21 protein-coding genes are annotated in these 21,205 nt (G+C 40.2%); 9 read left to right on the top strand and 12 right to left on the bottom strand.

Features of this window, described 5'->3' with window-relative positions; translation table 11 throughout:
• Positions 1-87: 87 nt before the first annotated feature.
• Positions 88-1,548: a CoA-acylating methylmalonate-semialdehyde dehydrogenase gene (locus tag JK635_RS11445; protein ID WP_202654064.1), complete on the bottom strand. Its 1,461-nt coding sequence runs from the start codon at positions 1,546-1,548 to the stop codon at positions 88-90.
• Positions 1,549-1,836: 288 nt separating this feature from the next.
• Positions 1,837-3,399 (bottom strand): PucR family transcriptional regulator, encoded by a 1,563-nt coding sequence (locus tag JK635_RS11440; protein ID WP_202654063.1) that lies wholly within the window; start codon positions 3,397-3,399, stop codon positions 1,837-1,839.
• A gap of 233 nt (positions 3,400-3,632) precedes the next feature.
• Between JK635_RS11440 and JK635_RS11435 the strand changes: the two genes are divergently transcribed.
• Together JK635_RS11435 and JK635_RS11430 are read left to right on the top strand one after the other, a co-directional pair.
• On the top strand, positions 3,633-4,502 hold the full coding sequence (locus JK635_RS11435; RefSeq protein WP_202654340.1) for a cation diffusion facilitator family transporter: 870 nt from the start codon (positions 3,633-3,635) through the stop codon (positions 4,500-4,502).
• Between the two features lie 137 nt (positions 4,503-4,639).
• Positions 4,640-5,497, top strand: a complete 858-nt coding sequence (locus JK635_RS11430; protein ID WP_202654062.1) for an MBL fold metallo-hydrolase — start codon at positions 4,640-4,642, stop codon at positions 5,495-5,497.
• Between the two features lie 128 nt (positions 5,498-5,625).
• Here JK635_RS11430 and htpG read toward each other — a convergent pair whose 3' ends face one another.
• The 3 genes from htpG to JK635_RS11415 all read right to left on the bottom strand — a co-directional run bounded on the left by htpG (position 5,626) and on the right by JK635_RS11415 (position 10,065).
• Positions 5,626-7,506 carry a molecular chaperone HtpG gene (htpG, locus tag JK635_RS11425; protein ID WP_202654061.1) on the bottom strand — a complete coding sequence of 627 codons (1,881 nt, stop codon included), beginning with the start codon at positions 7,504-7,506 and terminating at the stop codon, positions 5,626-5,628.
• A 137-nt stretch (positions 7,507-7,643) separates the two neighbouring features.
• On the bottom strand, positions 7,644-8,495 hold the full coding sequence (locus JK635_RS11420; protein WP_202654060.1) for a 2OG-Fe(II) oxygenase: 852 nt from the start codon (positions 8,493-8,495) through the stop codon (positions 7,644-7,646).
• Between the two features lie 85 nt (positions 8,496-8,580).
• The gene (locus tag JK635_RS11415) at positions 8,581-10,065 is read right to left on the bottom strand and encodes a PAS domain S-box protein (RefSeq protein ID WP_202654059.1); all 1,485 of its coding nucleotides are present in this window, start codon (positions 10,063-10,065) and stop codon (positions 8,581-8,583) included.
• Positions 10,066-10,576: 511 nt separating this feature from the next.
• Here JK635_RS11415 and JK635_RS11410 point away from each other — a divergent pair.
• Positions 10,577-11,194, top strand: coding sequence for a YitT family protein (locus JK635_RS11410; protein WP_202654058.1), 618 nt, complete (start codon positions 10,577-10,579; stop codon positions 11,192-11,194).
• Between the two features lie 13 nt (positions 11,195-11,207).
• Here the strand turns inward: JK635_RS11410 and cysC are convergent, their stop codons facing one another.
• From cysC to JK635_RS11385, 5 genes are read right to left on the bottom strand one after another with little or no spacing between them, the layout of a single operon-like run.
• On the bottom strand, positions 11,208-11,801 hold the full coding sequence (cysC, locus tag JK635_RS11405) for an adenylyl-sulfate kinase (protein WP_202654057.1): 594 nt from the start codon (positions 11,799-11,801) through the stop codon (positions 11,208-11,210).
• A gap of 13 nt (positions 11,802-11,814) precedes the next feature.
• The gene (sat, locus tag JK635_RS11400) at positions 11,815-12,963 is read right to left on the bottom strand and encodes a sulfate adenylyltransferase (RefSeq protein WP_202654056.1); all 1,149 of its coding nucleotides are present in this window, start codon (positions 12,961-12,963) and stop codon (positions 11,815-11,817) included.
• A 30-nt stretch (positions 12,964-12,993) separates the two neighbouring features.
• Positions 12,994-13,704 carry a phosphoadenylyl-sulfate reductase gene (locus JK635_RS11395; RefSeq protein ID WP_202654055.1) on the bottom strand — a complete coding sequence of 237 codons (711 nt, stop codon included), beginning with the start codon at positions 13,702-13,704 and terminating at the stop codon, positions 12,994-12,996.
• A gap of 13 nt (positions 13,705-13,717) precedes the next feature.
• The gene (locus tag JK635_RS11390; RefSeq protein WP_202654054.1) at positions 13,718-14,254 is read right to left on the bottom strand and encodes a histidine phosphatase family protein; all 537 of its coding nucleotides are present in this window, start codon (positions 14,252-14,254) and stop codon (positions 13,718-13,720) included.
• Complete coding sequence (locus JK635_RS11385) at positions 14,239-15,006, bottom strand: phosphosulfolactate synthase (RefSeq protein WP_202654053.1); 768 nt, start codon at positions 15,004-15,006, stop codon at positions 14,239-14,241. The genes JK635_RS11390 and JK635_RS11385 overlap by 16 nt, the downstream gene beginning before the upstream one ends.
• Before the next feature lie 168 nt (positions 15,007-15,174).
• Here JK635_RS11385 and JK635_RS11380 point away from each other — a divergent pair, with 168 nt between their 5' ends.
• From JK635_RS11380 to JK635_RS11365, 4 genes are all read left to right on the top strand, one after another.
• Positions 15,175-16,419 (top strand): MFS transporter, encoded by a 1,245-nt coding sequence (locus tag JK635_RS11380; protein WP_202654052.1) that lies wholly within the window; start codon positions 15,175-15,177, stop codon positions 16,417-16,419.
• A 56-nt stretch (positions 16,420-16,475) separates the two neighbouring features.
• The gene (locus JK635_RS11375) at positions 16,476-16,760 is read left to right on the top strand and encodes a hypothetical protein (protein ID WP_202654051.1); all 285 of its coding nucleotides are present in this window, start codon (positions 16,476-16,478) and stop codon (positions 16,758-16,760) included.
• Between the two features lie 140 nt (positions 16,761-16,900).
• Complete coding sequence (locus JK635_RS11370; protein WP_202654050.1) at positions 16,901-17,665, top strand: sulfite exporter TauE/SafE family protein; 765 nt, start codon at positions 16,901-16,903, stop codon at positions 17,663-17,665.
• Between the two features lie 190 nt (positions 17,666-17,855).
• A complete protein-coding gene (locus tag JK635_RS11365) occupies positions 17,856-18,131 on the top strand; it encodes a YqhV family protein (RefSeq protein ID WP_202654049.1) in 276 nt (91 codons plus the stop codon).
• A gap of 136 nt (positions 18,132-18,267) precedes the next feature.
• Here JK635_RS11365 and JK635_RS11360 read toward each other — a convergent pair whose 3' ends face one another.
• Both JK635_RS11360 and JK635_RS11355 read right to left on the bottom strand, forming a co-directional pair.
• Positions 18,268-18,741, bottom strand: a complete 474-nt coding sequence (locus JK635_RS11360; RefSeq protein ID WP_202654048.1) for a DUF2680 domain-containing protein — start codon at positions 18,739-18,741, stop codon at positions 18,268-18,270.
• A 66-nt stretch (positions 18,742-18,807) separates the two neighbouring features.
• Positions 18,808-19,173 carry a PepSY domain-containing protein gene (locus JK635_RS11355; RefSeq protein WP_202654047.1) on the bottom strand — a complete coding sequence of 122 codons (366 nt, stop codon included), beginning with the start codon at positions 19,171-19,173 and terminating at the stop codon, positions 18,808-18,810.
• Positions 19,174-19,344: 171 nt separating this feature from the next.
• Between JK635_RS11355 and JK635_RS11350 the strand changes: the two genes are divergently transcribed.
• Both JK635_RS11350 and JK635_RS11345 read left to right on the top strand, forming a co-directional pair.
• The gene (locus JK635_RS11350; RefSeq protein ID WP_202654046.1) at positions 19,345-19,833 is read left to right on the top strand and encodes a hypothetical protein; all 489 of its coding nucleotides are present in this window, start codon (positions 19,345-19,347) and stop codon (positions 19,831-19,833) included.
• Positions 19,834-19,861: 28 nt separating this feature from the next.
• The gene (locus JK635_RS11345; protein ID WP_202654045.1) at positions 19,862-21,190 is read left to right on the top strand and encodes a cation:proton antiporter; all 1,329 of its coding nucleotides are present in this window, start codon (positions 19,862-19,864) and stop codon (positions 21,188-21,190) included.
• Positions 21,191-21,205: the final 15 nt, after the last annotated feature.

Below are 21,205 nucleotides of genomic sequence, written 5' to 3'. Positions count from 1 at the left end.
CTTTAACGGGCAGTAAGACCTCCTCCAAAGCTATAGTAAAAAACGCAGAAGTTCAAGTTGGGAGATAGCTACCCTTGTAGTTTCAGTTTATAAATAACGGGCTGTAAGCATTTTCTTGCGAGTATAGAATTCTACCCCATCTTTACCATTGGCATGGAGATCGCCATAAAAAGATTTTTTGTAACCAGAGAATGGGAAAAAGGCCATCGGTGCCGGGACTCCAAGATTAATCCCAAGCATGCCGGCGTCAATTTCATCACGGAATTGGCGAATCGCCTTGGCACTGTCGGTATACAAACATGCCCCGTTAGCAAACTCGGATTTATTGGTTAATTCAATTGCCTCTTCTAAACTATCAACACGGACAATGGAGAGAACAGGGGCAAAAATTTCATCCTGCCAAATTTTCATATTCGTTTGGACATGGTCAAAAATGGTTGGCCCCACAAAATATCCTTGATCCTCCACCTGATCTTTCCTGCCGTCACGGATTAATGTTGCCCCCTCTTTTTCGCCCAGTTCGATATAGTCAAGCGTCCGTTTTTTATGGGATTCACGAATAACCGGCCCAAGGAATACATCCTCATCCATGCCATTTCCAATCTTGATTTCATCTGCAGCCTGCTTTAAGCGGCTGATTAATTCGTCGGCAATGTTGCCGACCGCGACTACGACGGATGCGGCCATACAACGTTCCCCGGCAGATCCAAAGGCTGCGCCAATAATATTTTTCACGGCATTGTCCAAGTCAGCATCCGGCATGACAATGGAGTGGTTTTTTGCCCCGGCAAGCGCTTGGACACGTTTACCATTGGCGGCAGCTGTTTTGTAAACATATTCGGCGACCGGCTGGGAACCGACAAAGGAAACAGCCTTTACATCCTCATGTTCGAGAATGCCGTTTACGACATCATGTGCACCATGAACGATGTTTAAAACACCATCCGGCAGTCCGGCTTCTTTAAAAAGTTCTGCCAGGCGGTTCGCCAACAGCGGTGTTCTCTCAGATGGTTTCAGGACAAATGTATTTCCGCAGGCAATCGCTAGTGGAAACATCCAGCAAGGAACCATCATTGGAAAGTTAAATGGGGTAATGCCGCCAATGACCCCGATTGGATAACGGTACATCCCTGATTCAATCTCTGTAGCAATATCTGGGAGTTGATTTCCCATCATTAACGTCGGTGCTCCAGCGGCAAATTCGACACATTCAATCCCTCGTTGCACTTCCCCATATGCTTCCTCATAGCTTTTTCCATTTTCTAACGTAATCAGCTTGGCTAATTCCTGCCAATGATCTACTAACAGCTGTTGATAGCGGAACAGAATTCGAGCACGCCTAGGAACGGCAACCTTCCGCCATGATTGATAGGCCTTTTTAGCTGCTGCAACAGCCAAATCCAAATCTTCTCTCGTAGAAAGTGGAACCCGGGCAAGAATTTCCCCGGTTGCCGGGTTTGGTACCTCTTCGATTTGCGTGCTTGATGAATCGACCCACTGTCCGCCGATATAGTTTTTCAAAATCTGCAAGTCTTGTGTCACAGTCATGTTTAAACCTCCTGATATGATTTTTTGCCTGTGAAACTATTATATCCGTAAGCGAAAGCGCATTCATTAGACATAATGTCAGTTTATTTTTATAAATTTCTAAACATTTAGGCAATTATTAACCAAAATGTCCGATATTCAGATAAATGTAAACTCACCGACTGGCGAGTCCGTAAGGACGGTTCATGAGGTGTAGTTGAATTAATGCGATATAGGAAGTATAAAATTAGGATAAATTTTATACTTCCTATTAGCCAAAAAAAGGCAAAACCAACTGGTTTCACCTGATTATGTAATGCTGGCCGGGGATAGGTAACCATAAGCTGTTAGCGCAAATTCGATAGCTTGCCGTTTCGGGCTTCTCATAAAATCTTCACCCAGTAGTTCGACTATCTTTTGCAGTCGTTGGTACAGTGTTTGGCGGACAATAAATAGTTGTGATGCGGTTTCTTTTTTCGAACCATTACACATTAGATACACTTTTAATGTTTCTAATAATTTCCCATTATTCTCGCGATCATAGCTGATAACAGGACCTATATGATCATGGACGAAATCAATCAGTTCTGGCTCACCGATCAATGAAAAAAGCCGATAGATGTACAATTCATCGTAAAAGCGCTTGAAAGCTTCATGTTGGCTGCCTTCCAGAATATTCATGGTATCTTCCGCTGTTTGATAACTCTTTTTAACTTCCGTTACCTTATCAACAAACTTACCGACCGCAATTTGAGGTACAATCTCCAATGTGTTTTCAATTTGCTGGAGACCTGCTTCCATTCGTTGTTTCCAATCGTTTCTATTGCGCACATTAACCAGAATAAAAACAAGAAAGTTTTTTCTCATTGTTGAAAACAGGGCAAACCCTTGCGTTTGAAAAACGGAGCGAAAGAGAATTTTCAAATGAGTTTCCTCCAGATGATTGGCTCCAATATGCGCAATTTTCCATAAACAGGCGATGCAGCCAGTTGGTTTTCGATTTGGCTCCAACTCGGTAATACGGCGATGTATTTGGTCTTCGTTTAATACTCCATCAAGCCATTTTTGAATCCATTCGGCTTCGATCGTTTTTCGCCGTTCTTCAAAATATAATTCACGTAGTGCATTTTGTGCTAAAGCTGTAGTCGTTCGGTCTAAAATGATCTTTTCATACTCTGAAACCGGATTTGATTCTGAAATGATAGTTAAATCTGCCAATTTTTGCTGTAAGGCTTGGATTTCCCGGTGGACAATATGACTATTGTTTTCTTTGATTAAGGGGAGAATAGATTTCAGATCCTGTCCAGACTGCTTCGATAAATATTGTACTTTCCCTTGAACGGGGGTAAATAATACATCCATTTTCAAATGTTCATGCAGGAACCTGAGAATCTTTTGTTCCGAATGGGATGTTAGCAGTAATTGATTTAACTGATTAGAGTATTCTTCTAAATCTGAAATCATTTGATAGTGTTTCTTTATTAGAAGCGAGTTTACATCTTGAGTTATGTCGACGAAGCGTACTTTATGATGAAAAACAATTAACGGAAAATGATGGTGATTAGCTAGTTGAATAATTTCGTTAGGAATCGATGGAATGTACGTTCCTAATTCAATACAAATTCCAGATGCCCCGGAATCTATCAATTTTTCGAAAACAGTCAGAAAAAGCTGCTTGCTTTCCTTCCAACCCACCCCTGTGGAGAGGATTAATTCATTGCCGTTTAAAAGTTCTTCAATTCCCGCCACCTCCATGATGTGAATCCATTTGACAGTCCGCTCGAGCCCCTCTTTTCCCGCTATCACTTCAGCATCGCGAAAATTTCGATTTTCTAATATTTCCTTTACTGTTAGTCTGCCATCATGTCGCAAAGCTGATCACCACCTTCTTGTAGAAAACTATCACAATTATTCTTACAATTTACTACATTCTATCTGTAGAAAAAAGAGGAAATATTACACTTTCTATCCATATAACTTTGACCGAGGAAACTTTTTTAACCCGCATTACAAATGTAATCGCCGGCTAAAAAGGTTTCTCTAGACCCACCCACATCCGATTGATATGATTAAATTGGGACAAGACAAGTGTGGGGGCATTTATGATGAATGAAGAAAAATACCTATCTTTAAAAAAAGGAGAACAAGGGGCAATCCTTAGTATTTTTGCTTACTTGTGTTTATCCATAATCAAATTATCTGTTGGTTATGTGGCGAATTCTAATGCACTTAAGGCTGATGGACTAAATAATACAACTGATATTATCTCCTCAATTGTTGTCTTAATTGGTCTAAAATTATCACAAAAACCGGCAGATATGGACCATCCTTACGGTCATTGGAAAGCTGAAACTGTCGCCTCCATGGTTTCTTCTTTTATCATGATGGTTGTAGGGATTGAAGTTTTAATCGAAGCATTTACCACAGTACTTAACGGCAAGGAAGAATCTCCGGACCCGATTGCAGCAGTAACTGGATTAGTCTCAGCTGCTGCGATGTTTCTTGTCTACCGTTACAATCTGAATTTAGCCAAAAAAATCGACAGTCAAGCGGTTATGGCCGCTGCTAAAGATAATTTATCAGATGCCATGGTCAGTGTTGGCGCAGCACTTGGAATCATCGGTGCCCAATTCCACCTTCCGTGGCTCGACCCGGTTACAGCGGTAATTGTTGGGATCTTAATCTGTTATACGGCTTGGAAAATTTTTCGTGACACCTCTCATAATTTAACAGATGGCTTTGATGTCAAGCAAATCTCTGCCTTTAAAGAGACGGTCCAAGGAATTATTGGAGTGAAAGGGATTAAAGATATCAGGGCCAGAAGCTATGGCAATAACGCTGTTGTCGATGTTGTCATCTTGGTTAATTCCAATTTGAATATCCGCGAAGCCCATGATGTCGCGACCAAGGTCGAAACAGCACTGATGAACAAACATAATGTCTATGATGTCAATGTCCATGTAGAACCAAATTGAAAATAGATGTTGATCTTTTCTTAGCGGCAGACTATTAAATTGTCTGCTTTTTCATTTGCCTTAGACTTCTGCATTGTGCATAAACAAACGTTGTCTGTTTCAAACTATGTACATTATGTTGATAAGGAGTTAAGCTGATGGAACAAGAGTTGTCTTACGGTAGTGATTACAAGTTTATTCCGGCGACTTCAATTGGCAGCGGGGTGGGAGTTTCGGTGGCAGCGGATGTGTACTGCCATACTATTCAGATTGTCAATATTTGCTTAGTGGGAGCTCTAGGAGCAAAAGAGTTCGTTTTGGTCGATGCCGGGATGCCCGGTTCCGCCGATGATATCATTGCCTTAACCGAAGAGCGCTATGGCGCCGGTAGCAAGCCGCAGGCAATTGTTTTAACCCATGGACATTTTGACCATGTAGGCGCCATTATTGAAATAGTAAAGCATTGGCAGGTCCCTGTCTATGCTCATGAACTGGAGCTGCCCTTCCTAACCGGGAAAACAAAATATCCCGAACCTGATCCATCTGTGGAGGGGGGAATGGTAGCCAAAATGTCGTCTATGTTTCCTAATGAGCCGATAAATATCGGAAACCAGGTAAGCCCCCTCCCCGCGGATGGAACGGTTCCGCATCTGTCCGGTTTCCGCTGGATTCATACACCAGGACACTCGCCGGGACATGTATCTTTCTTTCGTGAGCAAGATCGGATGTTAATTGCCGGTGACGCCTTTATCACCGTCCGGCAAGATTCATTATATAAGGTCATAATCCAGGAAGAAGAAATAAATGGACCTCCCAGATACCTGACAACGGATTGGCAGGCAGCTTGGGATTCCGTTAAAAAATTGCGGGACTTGCATCCAAGTACTGCCATCACCGGGCACGGTGTCCCCATGTCCGGTGAGCCGCTGACAATGGGACTGGAAAGACTCGTCAATGAATTCGCTCAAATCGCCATTCCTGACTACGGAAAATACACTGACAGAAATACCCATTAAATGAAAACTCGCTGACTGGCGAGTTCTTAAGGACGGTTCATGAGGCGTAGTTGAATTTATGCGACATAAGAAAGGTGTCAGGCACTTTGTGTAATTTCCACATGGTGCCTGACACCCTAATTTCTTTTTTAAACCATGACTTTGCAGATGTTGTTGGTAAATTCTACTGGATCTTCGATTGGGAGACCTTCGATTAAGAGCGCCTGGTTGTATAACAGGCTGGTGTACAGCGCCAGCTTCTCTTTGTCGTTGGCAAAAGCATCTTTCAATGATTGGAAGACACTGTGATTAACATTAATTTCCAGTACTTTGTCAGCTTTAATGTTTTGATTATTTGGCATCGCATTCAGGACTTTCTCCATTTCAATCGAGACGTCTCCATCCGCCGTTAAGCAAACCGGATGTGATTTCAATCGTTTGGAAACGCGAACAGCCTTTACTTTGTCACCAAGGGCAGCCTTCATTGCTTCAAACAATTCTTTGTTTTCAGCTTCTTCAGCTGCAGTTTCCTTAACCGTGTCATCCCCCTCAATCCCTAAATCACCGCTGGATACGGACTTAAATTCCTTGTCCTTGTAGTTCATAATGACTTTAATCGCAAATTCGTCAATATCTTCGGTGAAGTAGAGAATCTCATAGCCTTTATCCGCCACTAATTCCGTTTGTGGCAGTTTTTCAATTCGTTCATTGGTTTCACCGACAGCATAATAAATATATTTTTGCTCTTCCGGCATTCTTGAGACATATTCCTCTAAGGTTACCAGCTTCTTCTCTTTCGAAGAATAGAACATCAAAAGATCCTGCAATTCCTCTTTATGCATGCCAAAATCGCTGTAAACCCCAAATTTCAATTGTCTCCCGAAGGATTTGTAGAATTCTACATATTTATCGCGTTCATTTTTTAATAAACTTTGCAATTCACTTTTAATTTTTTTATTGATATTTTTTGCGATCAGCTTTAATTGACGGTCATGCTGGAGCATTTCTCTGGAGATATTCAGCGATAAATCTTCAGAATCAACCATCCCTTTGACAAAGCTGAAGTAATCTGGAAGCAGGTCGGCGCATTTATTCATAATCAGCACGCCGCTGGAATACAGTTCCAGCCCCTTCTCATATTCCGGGGAATAATAGTCAAACGGAATTTTTTCCGGAATATAGAGAATCGCATTATATCTAACGGCTCCATCTACTTTGATATGGATAGATTTCAGCGGCTTATCAAAGCCGTAACGTTTTTCGGCATAGAAGTTATCGTAATCTTCCTGTGTTAACTCATTTTTATTTTTGCGCCAAATTGGCACCATGCTGTTGATGACTTGTTCACTGGTAACCTCCTCGTACTCACTTTCGCTGCCTTCTTTTAACTTGCTTGTGGTTACATCCATTTTAATAGGGTAGCGAATGAAATCGGAATACTTTTTAATAATCTCTTTTAAGTGGTACTCTTCAAGATACTCGTCATACTTCTCGTCTTCGGTATTTTCCTTTATTTTCAAAATGACTTCCGTCCCGACGGAATCCTTTTCGCATGGCGTAATCGTGTAGCCTTCCGCACCCTTCGATTCCCACTTATATGCTTCTTCACTGCCTAAAGCCTTGCTGATGACCGTCACCACATCGGCAACCATAAAGGCCGAATAAAAACCAACCCCAAATTGTCCGATAATATCATAGCCGTCTTTTAATTCGTTCTCGTTTTTAAATGCCAAAGAGCCGCTCTTGGCAATAGTACCAAGATTATTTTCGAGTTCTTCCCGAGTCATCCCAACCCCGGTATCAATAATTTTCAATGTTCTGTTGTCTTTATCTGCGACCACTTTTATGTAGTATTGATCTTTATCAAACGTTAAGGAATCATCTGTCAACGCCTTATAGTAAATTTTATCAATTGCGTCGCTGGCATTAGAAATAAGCTCACGTAAAAAGATTTCATGATGAGTATAAATGGAATGAATCATCATGTCTAATATCCGTTTCGACTCTGCTTTAAACTGCTTTGTTTCCATACTGATCTCTCCTTCAATTTTTGACATTGTCATTATAATCGTTAGAAAGGCGTCAAGGCAAACAATTAGCACTCTCCCATCAAGAGTGCTAACCACTATTTTCATACCACAAATTCAACTCTTAGTCAATTATCAAGTTACGATCGTTCGAGGATTTCGCTTTGACGAAGCCATTTCGTTGCCACCCATTTTTCTCCCTTGAGGACGGGAATACTGCTGTGCAGCGACATTCTGTCTACTTGCCCTTTACTGTTTCCATAATGAAAAAAGGCGGCCGCTCCTTTTTTCGGAGTGATCGAGACCCCGGCCTTTGGAAAAATCGTTTCACCGCCTTGAGGGACATCATTTAAATAGATTAAAACCGTTGCAATCCGCTGACCACCTGTATTCTCATTAATCTTGCTGGCGGGATAATAATCAAAATGCGGTTTATATTCTTCTCCCACTTTATAATGCAGAACCTGAAGCCCCTCGCCATTTTCGATCGGAAAATTGGTTAATTCTTCGATTCTCTTTTCTATTGTTGCAACGAGCGGCGTCTCACTCAGACGATAATAAGTACCTGAACTTGTCCGGCCGGGAACCGTTTTTATTTCTCCAGTTGCAGTATCCACCACCCGTGATGGCTTTAAACGATTTTTCGAGAGGGCAATCAATTCATCACACTCTTCTTCACTTAACAGATTTTCCAAATAAAGGATAAATGGTTTTTCCACTCTCATTAAGACTTTTATGTCACGGTCGGATGTAGCAATGATGTTTCCTTTTTGACCTATTTCCGGGATTTCATAGATATAAGGCTGTTGTTCACGTGCGAGTACCTCAACAGGTGTATTATTAACAAGCTTTAACAAGGTTCTATAAGCAAAAATCGGGTCAAAACCTTTTTTTATCATGGCATTGGCAATTGCCTCCGGGCTGGCACCAGTTTTCATCGTATTGACAATCCAGTCTCGTAACTCCACCGAAATATGGGTTATTTTTTCCATTTATTATCCCCTCTTTTTCAACGTTAGCTTTGAGAGTTATTTTATCATAATCTAGAAAAACGTTTTGAACAAAAAGCGCACAGAATTATCGCTGCTCGCCTTCACCGCAATTTTCATCGATTGGTAGGGTCACTTCAATGATTGTTCCCTTCTGATTACTGTGAATTTGGAAAGAACCATTATGATTTTCAATAATTTGCTTGCTAATCATTAGACCTAACCCGGTCCCTCCATCTTTTGTTGAAAAAAAGGGTTGACCAATTCGATCAAGATGCTCCTGGGGAATCCCGCATCCTTCATCAATGAACGTAACTTTCAGTTGTTTTCCTCCATCTGTTTCAACATTGATATTGATTTCTCCGCCATCGGGCATGGCCTCAATCGAATTTTTCAATAAATTGATAAATACTTGCTTTAAATGATTTTCATCACAGCGAACTGGTGGAATATCGGACAAATAATAGATATTGATCTTAATATTAGTCATGATCGCTTGTGTATCAATCAGTGCCTTCACATGTTCCAAGATTTTGCTGAAATCCGTCTGTTTAAATTTTAATTCCTGTGGTCTTGCCAATATGAGTAATTCACTTAGAATCAACTCGATTCGACTCATTTCAGATTTGATGATTTCAAGATAGGAAAGATTGCTATCAGAGTTTGCCTCCAGCAGTTGGAGAAAACCTTTGATCGCCGTCAGCGGATTTCTGATTTCGTGCGCAATCCCAGCCGCAAGCTGACCAGCAACGGATAACTTTTCAGATTGGAGTAGTAATTGTTGTGTTTTTTTCCTCTCCGTAATATCCCGAACAATAATGTGTCGTGCAGGTTCATGTTGAAAAATGGTCGGAATCGCTTTCACTTCGGCGTCAAAACTAGAACCATCATTACGGATCAGGATTTGTTCAAAAAAATCAACTGGCTTTCCATTTTCAACCTCTTTAATCCGGTTTTTTACCACTTCAATATAAGATGGATGGATAAAATCAAGCACCGTTTTCCCAATCAAATCTGCTTTAGTCGATACGCCAAATAATTTTACAGCTGTATCATTGGCAAACAATATATTATCTTTTCCGGAAATGATAACCGCATCCGGGGAGTGTTCTACAATTTCACGATAAATTTCTTCCCGTTGGCGAATTTCATCAGATATAACTTTTCGTTTTCGTTTAATTTCAGTAATATCTTTAGCAACGCCATAAACGCCGACAATTTCATCATTTATGACAATCGGGTAAATGGTAATATTGACATCGAGGATTTCCCCACTTTTATGGTTGATTTGACAATCAAAGTTTTGTAGTTTTCCTTCCAACGATTTATAAAAGTAAGAAAGTGCCCGGTCTAAATGATCTAATGCAACAATTTTCATATACGTCATTTGTGAGAACTGTTCCTCATTATAGCCAAACAACAGCGAGCATGCAGGATTTAAAGGGATAAAATAGCCGTCTAAATCCATAATATATATGGCATCGGAATCACTGGCAAAGAGCGGGTTGTAGCGGCTCAGTCTTTCTTTGATATAATTTTCTAGTATTTTCCTTTTTTCTTTTTTAATACTCAATATCGAACTGTCCATCTCTCTCTTTAAATTCCTTTCCTGAATACTATGATTATATGTAAACTCGCCGACTGTCGAGTCCGTAATGCGGTTCATGAGGCGTAGTTGAATTTATGCGACATAGGAAGTATAGAATTAAGAATAAATTTATACTTCCTATTAGCCAAAAAAGCCAAATTAAAAATAGACAAATTTTCTATTTCTAATTTGACTCATGACTAGTGCAAAGTTTGCCTAGCTCATTCTCACCATTTATTACCTTATAGGTCAAATACATTGTTCTCTTATCCTAATATAATTTTAATCTTAATTGATTTCATTTTCAATATAAGAATTACTTTTATTTTCCATATTATTCATTTATTGATTAGAAATCAGGCTTTCTCATCTACAACCTTTTCAACATATTCGGATTGCTCCAATCATAAAATGGACAAGAAGGCATGTCCTTGGGAGGAATGGATGTGAAAGTAAAGCAACTTAATCAACCAATTTGGGTGGATTTCACGTAACAATGAAAAAACAAATCTTAACTTATTTCTGTTTACTATTTGGTGCCACTTTGCAAGGCATGTCAATGTCCTTGTTTTTGTTTCCTCATTCCATCCCTTCCGGAGGAGCAGCAGGTCTGGCCATTTTAATGAATCATTGGTTTAATTTGTCGCTAGGTTTTTCCTTATGGCTTGCAAATATCGTTTTTCTTTTGTTTGCATTAAAATATTTTGGCTATTCTTGGACGTTTCGAACCATTCTTTCAGTGGCAACCACCTCCACAGTCGTTTCCATTATCACCTCTTACGTTCCCCATATACATATACATATTTTGTTCGATTTAGCAGCAGGAGCCGTTCTCTTTGGGGTTGGGGTCGGTTTATTGATTCGGGCAGGAGCATCAAGCGGCGGAATGGTCATCCCGGCGTTGATGATTGCTTCCTATAAACACTGGAGTCCCGGGAAAGTGATGATGGGAATTAATCTGCTTATTTTTGTTTGTACTGCTATGGTGATCAATTATCAAATCGTCATCTATGCGATCATTTGCCAATTTTTTTCTACCAATATTATCGACTTTATCTATCAGTTAAATTTTCATCAATTATTATTCTTATCTGCAAATTGGCGGAAAAGATAAGGAAGATCCCGATTTAAAGGATCTTCCTTTCAATTAAATATAACATAATCTGCTTTACCGATTGTTCAATTGTTAATTTATTTGTTTCAATCACAATTTCCGCCTGGCGAGGTGCTTCATATGGCGAGGATATGCCGGTAAATTCGGAGATTTCCCCTATTCGCGCCTTTTTATACAATCCTTTCGGGTCCCTTGTTTCGCATACGTCGATAGGGCAATGTAAATAGATCTCGATAAACTCATCCTTAGGAAACATTTTACGGACTAATTCCCGATCCTCAAGGAAAGGAGAAATAAAGGCGGTCAGAACAATTTGTCCGCTGTCTACAAACAGCCTTGCCACTTCACCAATCCTGCGGATATTTTCTCTGCGGTCTTCTTTGGTAAAACCTAAATCACTGTTTAACCCATGGCGGATATTATCACCATCGAGAACATAACTATTAAATCCTTGAGAAAATAAAGCGTGACCGACCGCATTGGCTAAAGTGGACTTTCCTGAACCCGATAATCCTGTAAACCATAATACACAGCTTTTATGACCATTCATTTCCTGTCGATTTGTTTTTGTTACTGTAGATTGATGCCAAGTAATATTCTTTCCCATCCATTACACCCTTTTAGTTTTTTGTGTAAATTTCCTTCATCCCTTGAATGAGGATTTCGATGACCTCCGGACGGCTGAATTCCTTTGGGGGCTGTTCTCCGTTTGCCAGCATCCCTCTTACCTTCGTTCCGGATAGAATCAGATGAAATTCTCTGCCGTGCGGACATGTTTTTTCTGAAGCCATGTTTTCGCATTTTTTACAGTAAAAGCTGTGTTCAAAAAATAACGGTTTGATCCCTAGCTCTTCTTCTGTAAAGTGACTGAATATTTGTTGAGCGTCATATGTTCCATAATAATTGCCGACTCCGGCATGATCTCTGCCGACAATAAAGTGGGTACAGCCATAATTTTTCCGCACTAATGCATGAAAGATCGCCTCTCGCGGACCGGCATAGCGCATTGCAGCCGGAAATACCGAGAGAAAAACCCGGTCCTTTGGATAATAGTGATCCAATAATACTTGATAACTTTTCATGCGAATTTCACCCGGAATATCATCAGCCTTTGTTTCTCCCACCAAGGGATTTAAGAATAATCCGTCAACAATCTCTAGTGCTGATTTTTGAATATACTCGTGGGCCCGGTGAACCGGATTGCGGGTTTGAAATCCTACTACGGTATTCCAGCCAAACTCAGCAAACTTTTGCCTTGTGTCAACAGGATCTAAATAGAAGTCGGAAAATTGCCTCTTTTCCGGTCTTTGAATAAGCGTTACCGGTCCGCCCAGATAGACAGCGGGGCGTTCGAACAGTTTTTTTACCCCGGGATGGGCCATATCTGTAGTTTGATAGACCATTGCCGCTTCTGTTACTTTATTAGGTGAATATTTTTCGGTTACTTCCATCACACCATAAATTTGATCATGGTCAACCAAATGGACGATTTCACCAATTTCAATTTCCGCTGCCTTTTGTTCAGTTACAGCCAGGGTGATTGGTAATGACCAGGGAAGGCCATTTGCTAATCGCATTTCGCTGACCACCGATTCATAATCTGCTTTTCCCATAAATCCCTCAAGCGGACTATAGGCTCCATTGGCGATCAATTCTAAATCACTAAGTTCAAGGCTATCTATCTCGATATCATTGCGCAAAAAATCGATTGGATACTCGGGGTTGAATCGATTGATCAACTTTCCACCGTGTGGAACACTTTTACTCATCCTTTCTCCCTCCCAAGTCAAATGTTGTAATTATAATTGATGTAGACCACATTCTGTTTTTGGATGCTCTGCCCATCTGCCGGCACGAAAATCTGAAGAATTGGTTACCGGCAGGGTGCATGGTGCACAGCCAATACTGGGATACCCTTGGTCATGCAAGGGGTTATAGTCCAGTTCATTTAGTTCGATATAAGACCTAATGTCCTCCCACGTCCAATGAATCAGCGGGCAAATTTTGATGTTATGAAATTTTTCATCTTTATTAATATATTGCGTTTTTTGTCTTGCAGGGGATTGTTCTCTTCTTAGGCCGGATATCCAGGCTTTTTTCTCCTGGAGTATCTCTTTTAACGGCTCAACTTTTCTCAATTGGCAACAAAGATTTGGATTTACTTTCCAAAGTTCCTCCCCATACTCGTGAGCTTGTTCGGCCAGCGATAATTTGGGCTTAACAATTAGAAACTCAAGAGATGGATAACGTTGTTTCACTTTTTCGATTAAATCGTACGTTTCCGGAAAATGTAATCCGGTATCAAGAAAAAAAATTTTTGCATCTTTATGAACTTTATGGATTAAATCTAGCAACACAATTCCTTCGGCCCCAAAGCTGCAGGAATACACGATTTCATCTTGATACTCATGAAATGCCCATTTTAATATATCCAGGTAATCCGGATATTGTTTTAAGATTTCTGTTAACCTTTTTTCGTCCCAGTTTTCAAACGTTAATGGTACCGGCATGTTTGTTTCCCTCCTATCCATCTTGGAACGGTACTGTGATGCAATCATTGTTTTCGACTAATATTTTATTCATCCTGTTGATATCGCCGTAACGGGATAGTGAAATGAGCGCTCTGATCCAAGAACCGTGACCAAACACTAATATATTGGAATAGGCCTGATATTTTTTTAAAAATAAGCTAATCCGTTCTTCGAAGTGGTCCATCCTCTCACCTAAAACAAGCACTTTCGGGTTTTCCAGCCATTCATTCCCGAAATCCTCGAAAAGTTTTTCCTTTGATTGGCCTTCAAATCGACCGAAATTCAATTCATCCAATAAACGTTCCGTCTCCGGATGATACCCATAAAGCCGGGCCGTTTGCTGTGTCCTTCTGAGTGTACTGGCCAACACGATATCAAATGGTGAAAGAGTTTGGAGAATTTGTTGATTGAAGGCAATCCTCCGCTGATCGGTATCGGAAACATCTGAAATTGGGATATCCCGGCTTCCTTGAAGCCTTTGTTTCCTGTTCCATTCTGTAGGAAGGTGGCGGATTAAAGTAATTCGCATTCAAGGTCCTCCAGATAAAATGTTTCACTTCTTAAACCGCAGCGCTGGGCCTCCAGGACTAACACATCATGAAGCTTTACATTGCCCAGATTGACATTCGGACCGATTTCCTTGATAAAATACATCTGCTGTTTGGCTGTAGGGGCTTCAAAAATGATTTTACTTGAATCGATTTTGTTACAAAGTTCCGCAATTAATTCGGATTTTACATGACCATCGTTTTCATAAATTCCGGAGGTGCCGGAATCCCTTCCTTCGGTAATGACATATTCACAGCCCGCTGCCAATAAACGCTTAATTTCTTCCTTCCATTTGGAAGCAGGCATAATATGATTAGCATCTTTTGAGCCAACCTCGGCGATGACATGAAATTCGTCTATTAAATTAGAAATAATTTCTATTCGTTCCATCAAGGGAATATCAAGCGTTCCATTCGAAATCTCGATCCATTCGATCCCTAATTGATGCAAATAAGCTTTATATTCCGCCAATTTATTTTGGTGGTAACATTTTTCAAATAAAGTTCCTCCACAATAAGGTTTAACGTCAAACTCTTGATAAAGTTCAACTTTCTTCTTTATATTCGGTGTCACATAGGCTGATCCAACCCCAATTTTCGCCAGGTCAATTAAATGACTATAGTCAGATAAATAATTGAATAGTTCTCCTATTGGCGTGCCTAAATCAATAATCGAGGTTAATCCATGGGCCCTTTTTCCGGAAGTTCTATTTGGCAATGTCAGAAAATCCATAGGAAACCGTTCGCCTCCTTCTTTTTTCTAGGATAGATTATTCAAAAATTGGGTGAAGGTGTAAGGATTAGGCATTTTCCTTATAAATTAGGCATTTGCCTTGTATAAACTTTCTTCCCATTTCAAAAGCTAAAAAAGCTTACTTTTACAGTTAGGGGTGTACATTCATTGCCAAAGCAAAAAAAGAAAGGCTTGACCATTTTCGCCATCAGCTCCATTCCGCTTATTCTTGTTTTGGGAAACTCAATGTTGATCCCAATTCTACCTAAAATGAAATCTGAGCTGGATATTTCCCAATTTAAAGTCAGTCTCGTCATTTCCGCTTTCTCGATTGCAGCGGCTATTGCCATCCCAGTTTTAGGTTATTTATCGGACCGTTTTTCAAGGAAAGCCGTTATCATACCGGCACTCATTTTATATGGCTGTGGCGGGCTTCTGGCTGGTGCGGCCGCGGCATGGTTCGGCAATTCCTACTTATGGATTCTGGCCGGGAGGATTATGCAAGGGATTGGTGCAGCGGGAACGGCACCAATTGCCATGGCCTTGACGGGCGATTTATTTAAAGGTGGAGAGCAAAGCAAGGTCTTGGGGTTGGTCGAGGCCTCCAATGGAATCGGGAAAGTCATCAGCCCAATTATTGGATCACTGTTAGCACTTTTATTTTGGTACGCGGCCTTTTTTGCTTTCCCAATTTTTTGCTTAATTTCTGTCTTATTAACGATCTTTTTTATTAAAGAAAAGAAGGCGGAAAAAGAGCCTCCGCCTGTCGGAAAATATGTGAAAGGGCTTGTCTCTGTTTTTAAAACGGAGGGCCGCTGGTTGTTTGCCGCCTATTTGACGGGAGCCACCTGTTTATTTACATTATTTGGGATTTTATTTTACATTTCTGATATTCTCGAGAAAGACTATAAAATCGATGGATTGTTAAAAGGGGCGATTCTGGCGATACCGTTATTATTTATGACCACCACTTCCTACATAACTGGAAGTAAAATTGGAAAAAAAATGATGCTGATGAAATCATTAATCATCTTTGGTCTGCTTTTAATGACGACCTCATTTGCCTGTTTGATCTTTTTTAAAAAATTGATCCCGTTTTTTGCGGTTCTCGTCGTCAGCAGTATTGGAACAGGCCTTGTCCTGCCATGTATTAATAGTTTTATTACCGGTTCAGTTCCTACCGACCGCCGCGGTTTTGTGACTTCCTTGTACGGATCTGTTCGATTTTTGGGTGTGGCCATCGGCCCGCCAATTTTTAGTAAGTTAATGGACTGGTCGCGACCGGGGATGTTTTTGACAACAGCCGGATTAACCTTATTATGTGGGTTACTCTGCATGGTACTAATCAAGGTGGCGAAAAAGAAGCCCACTAAAGAAAATGATTCACTATTTGAAAAACTGCAATTTACCTAGAAAAGCACAGGCGCCTCGGCGTGGCTCGCTTGAACATGATAAAGGAGTAGATTGACATGCAGATTTATTTTTCTCCTGAAGTGATTACACCGGAATATCAAGTATTAAATGTTGTGGATACAAAGAATAAAGGTGTCGGCAATGTGGCGTTTCTGTTTGCCGAAAAAAAATTATACGTGTATGGCATTTTGGAGGATGAAGAAGTAGGCGCTGATTTCCGGGATTTGGTTACCCCCTATATTAAAGGATTGGCCAAGGCCAAACCCGATCTTGATATTTTTGCCTGCTTATATGTTAGCTGTAAAAAAATAAAATTAAATGAGGAAGAGGAAAATTCCTAGGTTTGAAAAAGCTCCCTTCAAGGAGGGTTACATTCGTCTTGGATTGAGGGCTTTTTTTAAAAAATTGGGCTAACAAGGCGTTTGACCACTTCATACTTTATTGATGTAATATAGATTAGAAAAAATGGAGTGTGTGCCCAATGACGATTGGCATTATTTTGATGGGGCTTTTAATCGGCTTTATGGTGGGACTTACAGGGGTAGGCGGCGCGGCATTATTAACGCCAGTACTCATCTTATTAGGGATCAATCCAGCGATTGCCGTCGGGACAGATCTTGCGTATAATTCCATCACAAAGCTTGTTGGTTCAATCCAGCATTGGCGGCAAAAGACAATCAACCTGAAATTAATGAAATACTTGGCAATCGGCAGTATTCCTAGTGCGATTGCAGCGGTTGGACTGCTCCATTTATTCGATTCCTATTTCCATAACCAGGAACAAATCATTAAACATGCTTTAGGATATGTCCTTATTTTGGTAGCCTTGGCAACATTAATCAAAACATTTATGAAAAAGAAATTGGAATGGAACCGGATGCAGTTAAAGTCGATACATGAAAAAAGGGCTTTAACGATTGCCATCGGAGCCGTACTTGGCTTTATCGTCGGTTTAACCTCAATTGGTTCAGGATCCTTATTTGCTCTGGCAATGCTGTACCTGTATAAAATGAAACCTTCCGAGTTGGTTGGAACAGATATTGCTCATGCCTTTTTATTGGTAACAGCTGCCGGTATCATGCATGCGGGAATTGGCAATGTCGATTACTTATTAATGATTAACTTGTTATTAGGCTCTGTACCAGGAGTCGTAATGGGAAGTACCCTATCAGCGAAAATTCCGGCAAAACCATTAAGAGCCGTCATGGCGCTAATGATTTTATTCAGCGGATTGAAATTAATTTAAAGTCCCCAATATTGTAAAAACACGGTTGTATAACCGTGTTCTTTTTCTTTAAGTTATATCACTCCAGTTTTCTTGAATTGTAAACTTTTCCTCTTTGTTTCGCTTCCCGAAGATTTTTCAAAAAACTTGTCCTGCTATGGTAGAAGCCATCATATACTGTATTGGAACAGACATTGTTTAGGAGGAAACCATGTTTATATTTATTGAATTAGCCGTGCTGGGAATGGCTTTATTAAGAATTCTCTCAGGCAGTATTGAAATTATTGCTGCTATTTTAATGATGAAATTTAATTCCGTTGAAAAAGCTCTGATGATTAATAGTTCTCTTGCACTAGTCGGACCCATTATTTTAGTCTTAACGACAACCATTGGGGTTCTGGGGATGGTTGGAAACCTATCCATTGCGAAAATCGTCTGGATTTTTCTCGGAGTTAGCTGCATTTTAATTGGAGTAAATCTAAAATAAACAAACTTCAGATACTATCATGATCGAACAGTCAAGAGGAGTTCTCCTCATTGCGAAGAGAATGATAAAGCCCGAAAAAGACACTCCAACACCGGGAGTGCCTGCATTTTCGGCGGTATCATTTGGGTGGATGCCATTAGTCTTGATCACTATTAAACCATTCCTCTTCCCATTCATCCTCTTCATACTCACTACACCATTTATAATTTCTTTTTGGGAAAGTTAATACATAGTTTTTTAACATTTTATAGCGAATTAGTTTTTGATCCTGCGTTAACGCCCTAGCCCAGGCATATGTTTCGATTAGGTCAATATAGTCCATGTAAATTCGATGATAAATTTGATCGAGGCGTTTTTTTTGCGCCAAGGTAAAAGGAATATCCTTGGTACAATCTAAATCGGAATCCACTGTTTCTTCAAACTCCTGAATCGGACCGAGTTTATCGATGGCATTCTTGGTATCCCAGTTTTTCTTTACCGATTCTTTATGATTTGATTCCAAATTCTCCTGTGTATTCATGACCGCATTAGCAGCCTCAACAACTGGCTGGAAAGACAACAGCAAATACGAAACGAAAAAAAATCCGAAAAACAGATATTTTTTTCTCATCCATTTTCTCCTTCAAACCATCTGGAAATTGCATGTCAATAAGAACATGTAACTTACCATTTCCCATTAATCATCCATGTGGTCATCATCGTCATGCCCATCATCGTCGTCATGATCATCATGATGCCCATCATGCGAACCTTCTTTTTCTACTTCCACAACTTGGCCGGTTTTGGCATCCACTTCGACTTCATAAACGGTACCAGAGCTTTGAATGATGACCTCGTAATACTCCCTGCCATCGTCTGTTTCCAATTTCACTCTTACCACTTCACCTTTTACCTTTTTTAAAGCAATTTCTTCCGCTTGTTTTTCTGTAATACGCTTATTTTCTGCTTTTTCCAAATGGCCAGTATCGGCATATGTAGCGTGGAAGAAACCGCCAAAACTAACTGGAAGCAATAATACTGTTAACAAGATGATTCTTTTCAAAAATCTCACACTCCTTTATTTTTTATTATTTTTCGTAGTAAAGATGTTTCCTATTCATTAGCTTTCATTTATTTGTCCAAAAAATAAAAACAAGCTGGGTAAATACCGTTACGATTTTAGCACACTTCGCAAATAATACAGTATCGGTATATATACACCTAAGGGGAGAGGATGATGACGTCAAATGGTTTTTTTCGTTTTCTAAAACCATTTATTAAGAAAATAAACAAATTCAAAGGACGGCTGCATTTTTGGAACAAAAATGAAGGAAAGCAAATGGGGGATAAGTATATAAATTGGAAGCTTGGGATCGAGCGTCCCTTCTACCTAAGTAAAAAATTCTCGATCCACCAGTCCATTACAATTACTGGGTTTCAATCAGCCCATGGTAATTCTTGGCCGATTAAATACTCCATTGTAAAGATCAGCTATTTGGGAACTTCGATTAAATATTTTGACAGCGTTATTTTTTCCAGGGATTATTTGGAAAACGAATTCAAGCATACTTTTCACGTCCCAAATGGATCAGATTATCAATTGGAAATCTTTAATTATTATCAATATCATACGTGCGGGAAACTGCAGATTTTACAAAATGATAACGAATTGACGGATACAGAAAAAAATCCCAATAAACTCCAGCATTCTGCCAATTTTTGAAGGAAAAATAAAAAGGGAGTGTTTTGCAGTGTTTAGTTTAACAGGTGCAGAAATAAGTCATTTTTTACTAGCAATGGGGTGTTTGCTGGCAACAGCACATCTATTAGGATTTCTCGCTGAACGGATCTTCATACCGAGGGTAATTGGAGAAGTGGCTGCTGGTTTAGTTCTTGGGCCTACCCTATTAGGACACTTCTTCCCTGAAACCTTTAAATGGTTATTTCTTGGTTTTCCAACAGAAGATAAGTTATTCGGACTGCTTTATCAATTTGGTTTGCTGATGCTAATGTTTTGCTCCGGATTGAAATTTCAGACCCGATTTAATAAAGCTGATATAAAATTAACCTCTGGGTTAGTTATCGGAGCAACGATTCCCGCTTTCATTGTCGGATGGGTTGCCGCTGATCTTTTTAATATTACACCTTATCTTGGGACAGCCAACAATCCATTGGCAATGAAAATCGTAATTGCCATCTCCATAGCGATTACTTCCATTCCGGTGATCTCCAAGATTTTTAATGACTTGGGGATTATGCATACGCGTTTTGCCAAAATAGTTGTCGCTTGCGCCGGTATCCACGACATCTTGCTCTGGGTGGCCTTAGGATTTGCCACTGCTATTGCCAGCCAAGGCGGCATATTTACCATCGGCACGGCTTTCAAGAGTGTTGGAACATCCTTTGGTTTTATCATAGGTACATTTGTCCTCGGATATTTCCTGTTTAAACGTTTAACCATTATTAAACAAAATATCTTGTTTCGCTCTTCCAATTTGGGTTATTTCCTATTTATTATGTTCATACTCGCTTCAATTGCCGGCAACCTACACGTTGAAACGATATTTGGTGCACTTTTAGCTGGTATTGTGGCGAAAGTTGCTCTCCCTCAAGCAATGGCAGAAAGGCTGGAACAAGGGGTATCCAATATTTCATTCTCCTGGTTTATTCCCATCTATTTCGCTACAGTGGGACTGCAATTGGATCTCGTCAGACATTTTAACCCGCTGTTTTTCCTAGCCTATTTCTTATTCGCGACATTGACACAGACCTTGGCCGTTTATCTAACATCACGCAGCTTGAAGCAAGATCGTTTTACCAGTTTTAATTTGGGAGTTGCTATTAATGACCGCGGCGGCCCCGGGATTGTTCTTTCATCAGTGGCCTATACAACCGGAATTATCAACCAGGAATTTTTCGCCATCCTGGTAATGCTGGCACTAGTTACTTCCTGGATTCCCGGTACTTGGCTGCGGATTGTTGTAAACAAAGGCTGGAGGCTGATGCCAGGTGACGAAAATTTAATTCCACGCAAAAGGGACGACGATGAAAAAATCAAAGTCCTAAATCAAACTGTTTAGGAGTCTTTTGACTCC

Source organism: Neobacillus paridis, assembly GCF_016765675.1.
Classification (GTDB): Bacteria; Bacillota; Bacilli; order Bacillales; family Cytobacillaceae; genus Neobacillus; species Neobacillus paridis.
The sequence above is the reverse complement of the archived record's forward strand: the minus strand, read 5'-3'. Positions and strand labels throughout refer to the sequence as shown.